Source organism: Synechococcus sp. KORDI-49, assembly GCF_000737575.1.
GTDB lineage: Bacteria > Cyanobacteriota > Cyanobacteriia > PCC-6307 > Cyanobiaceae > Parasynechococcus.
Map to the genome: position 1 here is coordinate 339177 of NZ_CP006270.1, position 12791 is coordinate 351967.

The following is a 12791-nucleotide window of genomic DNA, read 5'->3' on the forward strand; positions in this document are numbered from 1 at the left end:
CCTTTAACGCCTTCCCCCAGGGGTCCGTCAACCGTCTGACGTCGAAATGTGCCACTCCTTCGGCAGACTCCTTGCACCTGGACTGTTCGGATGACCAGCAGCAGCCCTGCAACTTCAACCACCAGAAACGTTCTCGGAGAGACCCTGGTGCAATGCGGCTGTCAGCCGATGACCGGCTGGTATCGCAACGGTTTCTGCGAAACCGATCCCACCGATCTCGGCCAGCACAGCATCTGCTGTGTGATGAACGAATCCTTCCTGACGTACAGCAAGGCGCAGGGAAATGACCTGTCCACCCCGGTGCCGGCCTTCCGATTCCCCGGGCTGAAGCCCGGAGATCACTGGTGCGTCTGCGCGCCGCGCTGGAAACAGGCTTACGACGACGGGATGGCCCCTCCTGTGCGACTCGAGGCAACGGAAGAGTCCGCATTGGCGGTGGTGAGCCTGGAGCAGCTCCAGGAACATGCTCACCAGGGGATGACCTGACCGTCCCAGGCAAGAAACTGCCCGGACTGCTCAGGGGTCTGCTGCAGCAGCAGGTCCACCAGATGGTCCGCTGACCGCTGAGGCGGGAACAGCTGCTCCGGCGGGACAAAACCATGAAAGGGCCGTGACAGGTCCGTGTCGGTGGTTCCGGGGTGGAACAGGCTGACGGTGGCCCGTGGCCAGCGCCTCGACCATTCGATGCTGAGGCAGCGCAGCAACTGATTCTGCGCTGCCTTTGCCGCCCTGTAGCCATACCAGCCGCCACTGCGGTTGTCCGTGATGCTTCCGACCCGGGCACTGAGACTGGCGAAGTGAAAGGGCTGAGCGCGCCGGAGTAGGGGTTCCACGGCCTTGGCCAGCAGAACCGGAGCGATCGCATTGATGCCGAACTGTTCACTGAGTTGTCGGCGTTCAACCTGGCGGAGCCTCTTCTCCGGAGCCAGATCAGGGCCGTGCAGACGTCCGCTGCAGTTGAACACCAGCCGCAGCGGCAGTTCGGTCTCCGCCAGCTGTGAGGCCAGAGCATCCAGGGAATCGTCATCCTCCAGATCCAGACGCAGATCCTGAAGCGGGGGGCCACTGCGACCGGCGGTCAGCAGCGTGAGATCCGGACATCTGCGGCGGAGCGTTGAGGACATCGCTGTTCCGATCCCCCCGGTCCCGACGACCAGGGCGAGGCCACGCCAAGAGGCAGGATCCGCTGTTGACACGATCGGTGCTCTGAATGCCCGTGTCGTCTAAGTGATTTCGGCGATGATTCGGGGGTCCAGCCTGGCTGCACCGTGCCGGTCTCCCCACAGCGCACCCTCATGCTCGCAGGGATCACTGGGGCGGTCCTTGCCGGGGCATGGTCGATGGGCCGCTCGGACAGTCCCTTCATCAAGCCCCGTGCATCCGCCGCAACGTCCGCACGGCTTCTGGACCTGCTGCAGGCCCCCCCGCGCCCTGCTGAACAACTCAACACGGCAGGGGACGCCTCCACGACGGCAACGCGACCACGCATCGTTCCGGAGATCCCGGAGCCCCAGGGCCCTGTGACGCTGCCCATCCGTGTGGCACTCCTCAGTCAGGCACCGATCCGATCCCTGACACCCATCGCAGGTTGCCGCTGCAGCCTTCCTGACGGACGCGTCCTCGACAGTCAGCAGCTCGAGATCGTCATCAGCACGAGGCAGACGGGCCAGTTCCACTGCCGGGGAGGGCGCCTGAGGATCAACAACAGGACGTACGGAGACGCCCTGCACCTGATCAACCGTGGGGAGGGCTGGCTGGCGGTGAACGAACTGGATCTGGAGGACTACATCGCCTCTGTGGTCGGTGGGGAAATGCCGGCCTACTGGGAGATGGAAGCACTCAAGGCCCAGGCTGTGGCCGCCCGCTCCTACGCGATGGCCCATCTCGCCCGCCCCGCCTCCTCGGATTACCACCTGGGTGACACGACACGGTGGCAGGTCTTTTCAGGAGATCAGAGCGTCAGCGAGCGCACGCTGAGGGCAGCCAGGGACACGCAGGGCATCATCCTCAGCTACGACGGAGGAATCGTGGAGAGCCTCTACGCCGCCAACAGCACCATCAGTGCCGAGGCCCACGGGCATCTCGGAGCCAGCATGAGCCAGACGGGAGCGCAGGAGCTGGCCTCCAGGGGACTGAAGTACAACGAGATCCTCGGCAGCTATTACCAGGGCGCTTCTCTGGCCCGCTTACGGATCGATGGGAACTGAGCAGATCTGGGAACAGGCTCTGGCCTGCAGCGAGACGGCTCTGGCGGCATCAGCGCTGGTGCCGCTGCCCACCAGTGTCCACGCCCTGGCCGGGGCGGATGGCTTGGACTTCGAGCTGCGGCATCTCACCGGAACCACACCGAAGCACCTGCGGGCCGCGGGTCCGCGTCCGAATCCATTTCGACCGTGGGATCAACGGCTGGCGGTCCGTTCGGTCGGAGAGCACCACACCCTGATTCTCAACAAGTTTCCGGTCCAGATCGGTCACATGCTTCTGATCACATCCGAGTGGGCTCCTCAGTCGGGATGGCTGACGGAGAGAGACTGGCAGGCTCTTGCCTCCGTGGACAGCGACACGACCGGGCTCTGGTTCTTCAACAGTGGCCCGGATGCAGGGGCCAGTCAGCCGCATCGACATCTGCAGCTGTTGCCGAGGCATGTCGGCCAGGCCGTGTGTCCTCGGGACCGTTGGTACCGGATGCGCTCGTCACGTCCCGGCAGGTCGGATGGTGATCTGCTGGAACAGAGCTGCGCCGTGGCACCGATGGACGCGGCCGCCTGCAGCGGCGAACGACTCTCCGCCACGTACCGGAACCTCTGCGGAAGCCTGGGGATCGGCAGTCCCGAAGAGATGGACAGGCCCCGGCACCCTTACAACATCCTTCTCTGCAGGGACTGGATGGCTCTGGTGCGACGCTCGAGAGACGGTGTGCACGGCTTCAGCGTCAACGCCCTCGGCTTCGCCGGATATCTGCTGGCCACGGAGAGCTCTGATCGAGACTGGCTGAACGCGGTGGGGCCGGAGGAGCTGTTGCGACAGGTGGCGCGGAACCATCCGTGATTTCAGAAACGTCCGTGGAATCACGGATGCGGCCTGACTTTCATTAAGGCATCGCTGGAGGTAGGGAGTCGCCGACGACGTCCCGGATCCATCGAAACAACCCACCATCAAGACATCAACAGCAATTCACAGGCGCAACCGGAGAGTGGAGGAGCATCTCCAGCTGGTCAGACCGATCGCTCTCAGCTTCGCCAGGCGCAGCGGCCAATGCGGCGAGGATCTCACCCAGGTGGGGATGCTCGGGCTGATCAAGGCCTCGTCGGCCTATCAGGTCGGCGGCCCGGTTCCCTTCCAGGCCTTCGCTCGACCGCATATCCGCGGTGCGATCCTTCATTACCTGCGGGATCGATCAGCGCTGATACGGCTTCCGCGTCGTGTCGAGGAGCAGGCTCAGCGGCTCTGCCGGCAACCGATCGATCAGCTGGATGCCAAAGAGCAGCTGGTGGTGGCGCGGTATCGGAACAAAACCCGATGGTGTGACCTCGATGATGTTGCCGCTGAATCAGGTGAAGACCATCTGATTGATCTGGTTGCAGAGGATCGACGCAACCAGGTGCGCGAAGCTCTGAACGATCTTCCCGGACAGGAACGGGACGCGATCGTGCGGGTGGTCCTGCAGGGGGCCTCTCTGCGAGCAGTCGCCAGAGACAGCGGCGTTTCGGCGATGACGATTCAACGTCGCGTCAAACGCGGGCTCGGCAGCCTGTCGGCAGCGCTGAAGCAAAGTCAGCTATCAGACTGAGCGTCCCGATCGATCTGCCGCTGCAGAGTGTCCATCGCAGCGGTGACAGCAGCGAGCTGACGCTCCAGACCATCACGCCAGAAGGTCAGCATGGCCATCTTGCGGGACTGGTGATGGCGACGGCGGCTGGCCTGATCAACACCGGAATCGCAGCAGAGGGGCGGGAACATCTCAGAGGGAATCACCGAGATGATCCTGGCGGAAATGATCTGTGGATGCGTTCCGGACGCATGTGCTTGGCGAGGGATGTCAGGCGCATTACCTTTAGCCACTGTCGAGTGGGTTTCAGAGGAGGCCGGCATCAATCGGCAAGCCTCTGAGCACCTTGGTTCATGGCGATCAGGCGAGATTCACTGCTGGTTCTGATCCTGGCCACCGGTGCCGGCACGCTCCTGGAGGTGAGCCTGCCGACGCCCGCGCGGTCCTACGTCGCCCTGATGGCCGGTCAGCGGGCGAGAGCCCTCAACGGTCGGTTCAACAACGTGCCGGTTCTGCACTCCAATCAGCCCGAGATCGTGACGGGGCCTGGGATTCTTGTTGACACCGCGAAAGGGGCGGCCATCGCTGCGGAAACCAACCGACCGCTGCGCAATGCGGAATACACCTTCGAGGGTGAATTCGGCGTTCACATGCACCACAAGTATTACCCGGACGACAAGAACAAGCTGGGCGGCCGTCGAAAGCGCGGGCTGCTCACACTGGCCCTGATCGCCTCCAATCCCGGCAAACGTCCCGTCACCCTCCGTTTCGATCGGGGCTCCGTCAAGAACAGCTTCGAGGCGCCGTATCACCCCAACAACCTGATGGGGGTCAAGCCCCTGGGCAAACGTCCATGGAACACAGGCCCCGGTGACGCCACGGCGGTCCAGATGCTTCGCAATGAACTGGATCGACGTCTTGAACGCAGCATCACGATTCCTGCCCGCGGTCGGGCAGTGGTGGTGAGCACAGTGCTGCCGGCACGGGGCATTGCCAATGGGTTGCTGCGTGGACGGAGCGACGGACCGTTCACGATGGCGGTCATCGCTGCTGAGGAAACCAAGCTGGACGCTGAACTGATCGCGGTGCTCGATGCAGGTCGCCTCGCACCCGGACGGGTGTATCTCGATCGGGTCCGGGAGATTCAGCAACGGAAAATCTTCTCGCGCGTCGCCGGAGTCGCACTCGGGGATTCCTATCAGGCATCGATCAAGCACGATCTGCGACGCGGATCTCTGCATGTGCCGCTCACCAGCACGGAGCGTCACAACTTCGGAACCCGTGATGTGCAGGTCAACCAGTTGACGACACGCATGCTCGATTCCGCTCTCGACAACGTCGGGACCTACGGCGTCCGCTACGACGTCTCCCTGAACCTGTCCGGATCAGGACAACATCAACTGGTGATGAGCCATCCGGTGGTCTCAGGCAAGAAGCCCTTCACGGCCTTCAGAGGGTCCATCCGCATTGAATCGGATCAGGGTGCCAAGGAGGTGCATGTCGGCCTGAAATCAGGGGAAAGTCTCGCTCTCACTGACCTGCGCCTGAAAGAGGGGCAGGTCAATCCGGTGAAAGTGAGCCTGGTCTACCCCGCCGATGCGACACCGGGTCACCTGCTCAGCGTGGTTCCTGTGCAGCAACTGGCGATGCTGCACAGACGGCAGGAACAGCAGCGTGCCGCACAGAAGAAGCTTGAGGAGCAGAAAGCACGCAAGGTGAACCCGAAGGCACCTCCCCCGAATCTGACGACACCGACCAAGACGGCTGGCCAATCGAAACCGAAACCCACGACCAAGACGACTCAGCCGTTGCCACCGCCGCCGCCGCCACCGATCCCGGCGATCGTGCCTTCGGTTGATGCGATGCAGTCGGATGCGATCCGCACACAGCAGCAATGGCTTCGGACCCTGCAGGGTCGATAACCTTCCGGCAGCAGTGTCGTCTGATTGGCTGACGAGGAGTCCGCGAAACGACAGATCACATTGATGCTGGCCGGACGGTACGTCGACGTCCTCGACCGGTTGAAGAAGGAGTTCGGGGTGCGTTCCCGCGGCAAGGTGCTGGAAACTCTGCTGGAGGATCTCGTCTGCAGCGCGGACGCCGAAGACGCCGATCCGGTTCCGCAGCCGAGCGAACCATCGACCAACGACGATCCTCAGGATTCATCCGATGCCAGCAGCCTGGTTCTCATCGGCCGAACGGCAGATGCAAACGAAACGTCGGAGCCTTCGCTGCCATCGTCGGCGTCTCCAGGTGCCAGTGCGTCAGTCGGTATTGACCTGCCCGGTTTCGTGCGTCGCCGCACGACACAGCTGAAGGAGTCACTGTCCGATCCCAGACCGTCTGGACGTTCTCAGGCGGACCCTCTGCTCTCGCCGGTCAGCCATGACGATCTGATCGCGGCCGGTGGGGCGGCTGAGGAACATTGGCGATCTTTGTACGGCCAGGATCCCGGCGAGACCGTCGTGGAAGCAGCGATGCTCTGGCTGGGCCGAGACCTCTGGCCAAGCGTTGATGCCAGCGACGGACGACCGTTCACCTGGACAGCGGCCAACGCGGCGATTCAGGAGCTCTGCCCCGAATGGAACCTTGCGGAACCGTCTCTCGCTCGTGTGATGGTCGTCGCCGGTGCCCTGGAGGATCCCTTTGCAACGGCGTTCCTGGCGGAGCGCATGCCAACGCTGGTTCGGCGTTTCGTGAATCGCTTCCGGCGCAGTCGACAGGTGACCTCCTTCGAGACTCTGGAGTCGACCATGACCGTGCATGGGGCTTTGAAACTCCTTGGCCTGTCAACGCAGGCTGGTGCTTCGGTGACGCTGAACTCGATCCGAGAGGCCTACAAGACCCGCGCCCTCGATGAGCATCCGGACGCCGGTGGCTCAACCGAATCGATGCGCCGACTGAATGAGGCCTACCGCCTGCTCCGGGAGCTGTACCGCCAGAGATAGATCATGCGTCTCATCTGCGACGCATGGCAAGTCTCGGCGAGCGCCTCTTGCGAGACGGCCGAGACTGAATTGATTCCGTTTCCGAGTGGCTGCGAACGATCAACCAGGCGCTGAGAGCGAGCATGGCGACGCAGCCACAGAGCGCCAGGAGTTCCAGAGAGTTGTTGACCTCGAAGTCGATCATCTTCTTGAAAGCGGAAACAATCAGAGCCACAACAATCACGTTGGTGAGATTGTGCTTCAGGCTTTCCAGGCTGCTGACCGAGAGCAGATTGGCGTGCTGCTCATCATCACCTTCATGGCGGGGGTCCAGGTCTGAAATCACGAGCTCATAGATGCCATATCCAAAAATCAGCAAAGCGATACCGATCACGAAGTAATCCACACCTCCGACCATCTGAGCAATCGATTTGGCCTGCAACGACGAACTGCCGATCGGGTGACTCAGCAAACGCCAGAACGCCGAGAGCACCTCGCTGGCACCAATCGCAAAGCAACCAATGCTTCCAAGCAGACTCAGCAGCACTGGCACAATGCTGATCAGCCGGAAGCGCCAGATCATGCGCTCGAAACGTCGTTCAAGGAGTGTGGTCGGCACGAACCGGATCAAAGCTCAGCGAAGACTAGTGAAGCGCCAGCGCTAAGCCATCGCAGCACTCCTGTCCTAGTCCCGTCATGAGACCACGTAAGAGTCTCATGCGAGATTCCCGAGTAAGAATGAACAATGGTTTTTGCATAATTTCACCCGCATCAACCTGTCAATCCTCGACAACAACAGTCGCCCTCAGAAAATTCTGATTGTGATGCTTAATAGCAGCGTCCACGTCCGGTCCAGAGATTGAACGGCCGCTCTGGAACCCAGTGAGGAAGGGCATCAGATGGCTTGCGTACCTGCTGTAGACACAGATACGCAAGCCTGAAATCACCAAAAGCGACCAATCACGCCCATCATGCGTCGCATCCAGGACCAGACATAAGTCTTAGGCCGAGTCTTGCCAGGGAATCGCAAGCAAGCCTGCCAATCCCATAAAAAAAGCCCTGGACGCATCATGCGACCAGGGCCGTGTCTCGACTGAGACGGAGGAGATGAATCAGGTGGAGGTCTGCATCCCCTGGATCAGAAAATCGAAGTACGGACCAGCCACCATGCTCTGCTGCTCAGAAAGAAGTGACAGGGCTGCGGCCTTCATCGTTTTCATCGCTTCCACCATTCCGGGCATGGGGACCCCGAGGCTGTTGTACATCTCACGGGCACCGACCAGACCGATGTCCTGGATCATTTCAGTGCTGCCGGCGAGGACGCCGTAGGTCACCAGACGCAGGTACCAGCTGTAATCACGCAGACACTGTGCACGCTGACGCTGGCCGTAGGCGTTGCCGCCGGGTGCCACGTACTCAGGCTTGCGCAGAAAGAGCTGTTTGGCGGCTTCATCCACGATCTTCTTCTCGTTGTCGGTCAGCACCCTGACCACCGAGATGCGCATGGCACCCTGGCCGAGAAAGTCGACCATCGAGCGGAGTTCTCCGCTGGTCGGATACCGCAGATCCTCATCTGCCTGAAGGATGAGATCCCGGACGACGCTCATGGAACAGAACAGGCTCAGTGGAGTTTAGTGGTCTCACGTGGGTCCTCCGCTGATGCAGAGCCCGGTGTTACGCCATTGCAATGCCTGACTGCGACGGACACGATCAGGACCCGCAGGTTCCCCGTCCCGGTCTGATCGTCGATCTCGAGGCAATCGACCTTGACCGTGAAGGTCGTGGATTGGCCCGTTGGAACTCCTGGGTCGTGGTGGTCCCGGATCTGCTTCCCGGAGAGCGGGCCAGGGTTCAGCTGCAACAACGTCAGAAGGCTCAGTGGCTCAGTCGTCGACTGGAGTTGCAGCACCATTCCCCCGAACGGCGATCCAGTCCATGCATCCTGGCGAAGGACTGCGGAGGCTGCACTCTTCAGCACTGGCAGGACGACGCTCAGACGCAGTGGAAACAACGATCACTCGAGCAGACCCTTCAGCGCGTCGGGTCGCTCTCCCACGAGCCCGAAGCCGTGCTGGTGAATCGTGACCGTTGTCTCGGCTATCGCAACCGGGCACTGATTCCGCTGCGCCGGGAACCGGATGGACGTCTGCGCATGGGGTATTTCCGTCGCGGCAGCCATCGGATTGTCAATCTGAATCGCTGTCCGGTGCTTGATGCACGGCTGGACCCTCTGCTGGAGCCGCTGAAACGGGATCTGGAGCGCAGCGCTCTTCCCGCTGATCATGATCTTCAGGGCCGTGATGGCCTGCGCCATCTGGGCCTGCGCATCGGTCATCACACCGGGGAGGTGCTGATCAGCCTGATCAGCAGCCGTGAGGATCTGCCCGGACTCCGGGAACTGGCAACCCGCTGGCTGAGCCGCTGGCCGAGCGTGCGTGGGGTGACCCTGAACCTGCAACCGAAACGCAGCAACCTGATCCTCGGAGCGGAGACACGGTTGCTCGGCGGTAGCCCCTGCATCGAAGAACGCTTCTGCGGGCTGAGCCTCTCCCTGGGCACTACCACCTTTTTCCAGATCAACACCCCCCAGGCCGAGCGGATCGTCGGCCTCATCCGCGATTGGTTCGCCGCTGAACTCGACTCGGGATGTCTTGTTGACGCCTACTGCGGCATCGGCACCATCAGCCTCCCTCTCGCTGCAGCCGGATTTGATCTGGTGGGGGTGGAACTGAATCCGGATTCGATCGAACAGGCCCGCAGTAACGCGCGGATGAACGGGCTGCACGACCGGTGCCGGTTCGTCGCCGGGGATGTCGCTGACCATCTCGGCCAGGCACTGGCCGGCTGTGATGGCCTCGTGCTGGACCCACCGCGACGTGGGCTGGACGATCGAGTGATCGAAGCGATCCTCGGATCTCCACCACCGCTGTTGGCCTATCTCAGTTGTGATGCCGCCACGCAGGCCAGGGATCTGCGCCGGCTGGTCGGGCCGTCCGGTTGCTACCGGCTGGAACGTCTCCAACCCATTGACTTCTTCCCGCAGACCAGCCACCTGGAAAGCCTGGCGCTGCTGAAACGCATCAGCTCCTGAGCTCAGCCCCGAACTGCTTCTCCAGGGCCTTCCGGATCTTGTCGTGCACCGGCTGCACCTCCTCGTCCTTGAGCGTTGACTTGCCGCGGTAGCGCAGACGGAATGCCTGGCTCGCCTTGCCGGCTCCCAGTTGATCGCCTTCAAAGCGGTCGATGAGCTCCACCTGTTCCAGCAACGGCTTTCCGGCTTTGCGGATGGCCTGCATCAGATCGGACGATGGACACTGTTGATCGACCACCAACGCCAGATCCCGTTCGCTGAAGGGCACCGTCGGGAATGGACGGAACCCTGTCACCCAGCGGTTGCTGCGGGTCGCAGCCTCGAGAACGCGGCTGAGATCCAGTTCGAACAGGTAGGTGGCCTCCGGCAGATCATGGGCTTCGGCCAGAGCGGGATGCAGCTGCCCGAAGCATCCGAACGGTCGACCTTCAAGGATCAGCGTCGCCGCACGGCCGGGGTGCAGACGGGCGTCGCTGTCGAGTCGACGGTCACTGATCTCCAGCTTCAGCGCCTGCATCACCTGGCCCAGGACGCCACGTGCCTCGAAATAATCGAGGTGCACGGGTTTACCGCTGCTGGACCAGCGTTCCAGTCGACGTTCGCCGCAGATCATGCCGCTGAGAGAAGCGGACTGGTCGACGGCATCGGCTCGGCCGCTGAAGGTGTGACCGAGCTCGAAGATCCAGCAACCCGTCTGGGACGCCTTCAGATTGCGCACGCAGACCTGAAGGTGTTCTTCCCAGAGGTTGGTGCGCAGGTGGCTGGTTTCCGCCAGCAGAGGATTCGTGAGCGGGATCCGGTGTTCCGTTTCACTGGGACCGACCAGCGACAGCGTGGTGATCTCCTGAAGACCACAGCCACTGAACAGACGACGCAGACGGCGTTCGGCCTGCTGGGTCGGTGTGAGGCGTCCCGGAACGATCGGATCAGGCAGATGGGAACCGAAGCGATCGAAGCCCACGAGACGGGCCACCTCCTCGATCAGGTCGACTTCGCGGCAGAGATCCTGTCTGCGTGAGGGTGGGGCGATCACCTGCCAGCCTTCATCCATCGCCGTGAGCTCACAGCCGAGGGCCGTCAGGCAGCGTTCGATCTCCGCATCCTCCAGATGCCGGACCTCCTCCTGCGACTCCAGTGATCCGAGCAGACGCTGCAGGGCTTCACGTCGCAGCAGAACAGGCTTCGACTCGGGCGACACATCGCCGCACACCCAGCGCCCCGTGACCCGGCAACGGAACAGATCCTCAAGCAGTTCAACGGCACGGACGCTGCAGGCCAGGGTGAGATCCTTCGGCAGTCCCTTCTCGAAACGGGCGCTGGCATCGGTGCGCAGGCCGACGGACCGGGCCGTTTCTCGAACGGAGGAGGGCGTGAACATCGCGGATTCCAGCCAGATGCGCCGGGTCGCCTCGGTGACGCCGCTCTCGCGACTGCCGATGACCCCGGCCAGAGCCACCGGACGGTCGTGGCAGGTCACCACCTGTGCCCTCGGGTCGAGGACGAGCTCTCGGTCATCCAGTCCGGTGAACGCTTCGCCCTCACGGGCCTGTCGCAGTCCGAAGCTGGCGGCATCCACCGGCTGGCCGGTCAGCTGCTCCAGGGCATCAGCGTCAAAGGCATGCAGGGGCTGGCCCTGCTCGAGCATCACCACGTTGGTGACGTCGACCACGGCATTGACGCGATTGATGCCGGCGCGTTCCAGGCGATCCTTCACCCATGCGGGTGAACTGACGGAACCGTCGATGCCCTCGATCGAGGTCAGGCCATAGAGACCACCCCGTCGCATGGCCGCGTCACTGGCCTCGGAGGTGTTCAGCGACTGGTGATCCGGATTCAGCGTGAGGGCCGGAAGGTTGAGCGGAGCGCCGGTGAGGGCGGCGACCTCACGGGCGATGCCCACCATGGAAAGACCGTCGGGCCGGTTCGCGGTGATCGCGAGATCGAGCACGGTGTCATCGAGACCAAGCACAGAGGCCGCCGCAGCACCAGGCTCGAGCGTTGCCTCCACCAGATCATCCAGAACGGCGATGCCGTCGGAGTCGTTCTCCAGCCCCAGTTCCGACAGGGAGCAGATCATTCCGTTGCTGGCGACGCCACGCAGCTCACCGGCCTTGATGGTGAGATTGACTGCCGGCAGTACCGCTCCGACCCTGGCCACAGGAACATGGATCCCGGCGCGGACGTTGGCGGCACCGCAGACGATCTGGAGCGGCTCCGCTGCTCCGACATCAACACGGCAGACACTCAGTTTGTCGGCATCGGGATGTTTCTCCCGTTCGATCACCTTCCCGACCACAACCCCCCGGGCCCGGGCGCTCAGATCATCGATCTCGTCCACCTCGAACCCTGCCATGGAGAGACGTTCCGCCAGTGCATCGACGGAATCGTTCACCTGGACCAGTTGCTGTAACCAGGAGAGAGAGACCCGCATGGGGGAAGGCAGGAAGCGCGCGTGATCCTAAGAAGCGTCGGTGGGAGGTCCCAGCGGCATCAGCGGGTAAGCTCTTTGTTTGTCAATCCGCTTCGCACTGCGGCGCAACGTCCTTTATGGCCAAGAACAAGGGCGTCCGGATCGTGATCACTCTCGAGTGCACCGAATGCCGGTCCAATCCCGCCAAGCGTTCCCCTGGCGTGTCCCGTTACACGTCAGAGAAGAACCGCCGGAACACCACCGAACGGCTGGAGATCAAGAAGTTCTGTCCCCACTGCAACAAGATGACGCTCCACAAGGAGATCAAGTGATCTTGCAGGCCTGCCTTCCTTCCATCCGTTCCTGACTCATGTCCAGCTCCTTCTTCAAGAAGCGTCTTTCTCCGATCAAGCCCGGCGATCCCATCGATTACAAGGATGTGGATCTGCTCAAGAAATTCATCACCGAGCGGGGCAAGATCCTCCCTCGCCGTCTCACCGGTCTGACAGCCAAACAGCAGCGTGATCTCACCAATGCTGTGAAGCGTGCGCGGATCGTCGCGCTGCTGCCGTTCGTGAATCCCGAAGGCTGATC

General features: G+C 62.3%; 14 protein-coding genes. 9 read left to right on the forward strand and 5 right to left on the reverse strand.

Annotation, left to right across the window (positions count from 1 at the left end; genetic code table 11):
- Nucleotides 1-90: 90 nt before the first annotated feature.
- Nucleotides 91-486: a DUF2237 family protein gene (locus KR49_RS01845; protein WP_043691124.1), complete on the forward strand. Its 396-nt coding sequence runs from the start codon at nucleotides 91-93 to the stop codon at nucleotides 484-486.
- Here KR49_RS01845 and KR49_RS01850 read toward each other — a convergent pair.
- On the reverse strand, nucleotides 468-1124 hold the full coding sequence (locus KR49_RS01850) for an SDR family oxidoreductase (protein ID WP_173402114.1): 657 nt from the start codon (nucleotides 1122-1124) through the stop codon (nucleotides 468-470). The genes KR49_RS01845 and KR49_RS01850 overlap by 19 nt on opposite strands.
- A 144-nt stretch (nucleotides 1125-1268) precedes the next feature.
- On the opposite strand from KR49_RS01850, the gene KR49_RS01855 reads away from it, so the two are divergent.
- The 3 genes from KR49_RS01855 (at nucleotide 1269) to KR49_RS01865 (ending at nucleotide 3790) form a co-directional block, all read left to right on the forward strand.
- Nucleotides 1269-2207 carry a SpoIID/LytB domain-containing protein gene (locus KR49_RS01855; RefSeq protein ID WP_253912789.1) on the forward strand — a complete coding sequence of 313 codons (939 nt, stop codon included), beginning with the start codon at nucleotides 1269-1271 and terminating at the stop codon, nucleotides 2205-2207.
- The gene (locus KR49_RS01860) at nucleotides 2197-3048 is read left to right on the forward strand and encodes a DUF4922 domain-containing protein (RefSeq protein WP_043691128.1); all 852 of its coding nucleotides are present in this window, start codon (nucleotides 2197-2199) and stop codon (nucleotides 3046-3048) included. The genes KR49_RS01855 and KR49_RS01860 overlap by 11 nt, the downstream gene beginning before the upstream one ends.
- Nucleotides 3049-3193: 145 nt before the next feature.
- Nucleotides 3194-3790 (forward strand): sigma-70 family RNA polymerase sigma factor, encoded by a 597-nt coding sequence (locus KR49_RS01865; protein ID WP_052378131.1) that lies wholly within the window; start codon nucleotides 3194-3196, stop codon nucleotides 3788-3790.
- Here the strand turns inward: KR49_RS01865 and KR49_RS01870 are convergent.
- Entirely contained in the window at nucleotides 3775-3960 is a 186-nt protein-coding gene (locus KR49_RS01870) for a hypothetical protein (protein WP_043691129.1), read from the reverse strand. The two genes, KR49_RS01865 and KR49_RS01870, sit on opposite strands and share 16 nt — an antisense overlap.
- 162 nt (nucleotides 3961-4122) lie before the next feature.
- On the opposite strand from KR49_RS01870, the gene KR49_RS01875 reads away from it, so the two are divergent.
- Both KR49_RS01875 and KR49_RS01880 read left to right on the forward strand, forming a co-directional pair.
- A complete protein-coding gene (locus KR49_RS01875) occupies nucleotides 4123-5691 on the forward strand; it encodes a DUF3370 family protein (RefSeq protein WP_043691131.1) in 1569 nt (522 codons plus the stop codon).
- 63 nt (nucleotides 5692-5754) lie between these two features.
- Nucleotides 5755-6717 (forward strand): molecular chaperone DnaJ, encoded by a 963-nt coding sequence (locus tag KR49_RS01880; RefSeq protein WP_052378132.1) that lies wholly within the window; start codon nucleotides 5755-5757, stop codon nucleotides 6715-6717.
- Between the two features lie 10 nt (nucleotides 6718-6727).
- Here the strand turns inward: KR49_RS01880 and KR49_RS01885 are convergent, their stop codons facing one another.
- Nucleotides 6728-7315 (reverse strand): YqhA family protein, encoded by a 588-nt coding sequence (locus KR49_RS01885; protein WP_371257642.1) that lies wholly within the window; start codon nucleotides 7313-7315, stop codon nucleotides 6728-6730.
- A 493-nt stretch (nucleotides 7316-7808) separates the two neighbouring features.
- Nucleotides 7809-8303: an allophycocyanin subunit alpha-B gene (locus KR49_RS01890; RefSeq protein WP_043691136.1), complete on the reverse strand. Its 495-nt coding sequence runs from the start codon at nucleotides 8301-8303 to the stop codon at nucleotides 7809-7811.
- A gap of 80 nt (nucleotides 8304-8383) precedes the next feature.
- Here KR49_RS01890 and rlmD point away from each other — a divergent pair, with 80 nt between their 5' ends.
- On the forward strand, nucleotides 8384-9787 hold the full coding sequence (gene rlmD / locus KR49_RS01895) for a 23S rRNA (uracil(1939)-C(5))-methyltransferase RlmD (protein ID WP_043691138.1): 1404 nt from the start codon (nucleotides 8384-8386) through the stop codon (nucleotides 9785-9787).
- On the opposite strand, the gene pheT is transcribed toward rlmD, so the two are convergent.
- Entirely contained in the window at nucleotides 9777-12218 is a 2442-nt protein-coding gene (gene pheT / locus KR49_RS01900; protein ID WP_043691140.1) for a phenylalanine--tRNA ligase subunit beta, read from the reverse strand. The two genes, rlmD and pheT, sit on opposite strands and share 11 nt — an antisense overlap.
- 116 nt (nucleotides 12219-12334) lie before the next feature.
- Here pheT and rpmG point away from each other — a divergent pair, with 116 nt between their 5' ends.
- Together rpmG and rpsR are read left to right on the forward strand one after the other, a co-directional pair.
- Nucleotides 12335-12529: a 50S ribosomal protein L33 gene (gene rpmG / locus KR49_RS01905; RefSeq protein ID WP_043691141.1), complete on the forward strand. Its 195-nt coding sequence runs from the start codon at nucleotides 12335-12337 to the stop codon at nucleotides 12527-12529.
- 38 nt (nucleotides 12530-12567) lie between these two features.
- Nucleotides 12568-12789, forward strand: a complete 222-nt coding sequence (gene rpsR / locus KR49_RS01910) for a 30S ribosomal protein S18 (protein WP_006041316.1) — start codon at nucleotides 12568-12570, stop codon at nucleotides 12787-12789.
- The last annotated feature ends 2 nt before the right edge of the window (nucleotides 12790-12791 follow it).

Excerpts from the sequence above, each read along its gene's own strand:
- KR49_RS01845 (WP_043691124.1), top strand. The coding sequence starts at position 91 with ATGACCAGCAGCAGCCCTGCAACTTCAACCACCAGAAACGTTCTCGGA.
- KR49_RS01850 (WP_173402114.1), bottom strand. The coding sequence starts at position 1,124 with ATGTCCTCAACGCTCCGCCGCAGATGTCCGGATCTCACGCTGCTGACC.
- KR49_RS01860 (WP_043691128.1), top strand. The coding sequence starts at position 2,197 with ATGGGAACTGAGCAGATCTGGGAACAGGCTCTGGCCTGCAGCGAGACG.
- KR49_RS01870 (WP_043691129.1), bottom strand. The coding sequence starts at position 3,960 with ATGTTCCCGCCCCTCTGCTGCGATTCCGGTGTTGATCAGGCCAGCCGC.
- KR49_RS01875 (WP_043691131.1), top strand. The coding sequence starts at position 4,123 with ATGGCGATCAGGCGAGATTCACTGCTGGTTCTGATCCTGGCCACCGGT.
- KR49_RS01880 (WP_052378132.1), top strand. The coding sequence starts at position 5,755 with ATGCTGGCCGGACGGTACGTCGACGTCCTCGACCGGTTGAAGAAGGAG.
- KR49_RS01890 (WP_043691136.1), bottom strand. The coding sequence starts at position 8,303 with ATGAGCGTCGTCCGGGATCTCATCCTTCAGGCAGATGAGGATCTGCGG.
- rlmD (WP_043691138.1), top strand. The coding sequence starts at position 8,384 with ATGCCTGACTGCGACGGACACGATCAGGACCCGCAGGTTCCCCGTCCC.
- pheT (WP_043691140.1), bottom strand. The coding sequence starts at position 12,218 with ATGCGGGTCTCTCTCTCCTGGTTACAGCAACTGGTCCAGGTGAACGAT.
- rpmG (WP_043691141.1), top strand. The coding sequence starts at position 12,335 with ATGGCCAAGAACAAGGGCGTCCGGATCGTGATCACTCTCGAGTGCACC.
- rpsR (WP_006041316.1), top strand. The coding sequence starts at position 12,568 with ATGTCCAGCTCCTTCTTCAAGAAGCGTCTTTCTCCGATCAAGCCCGGC.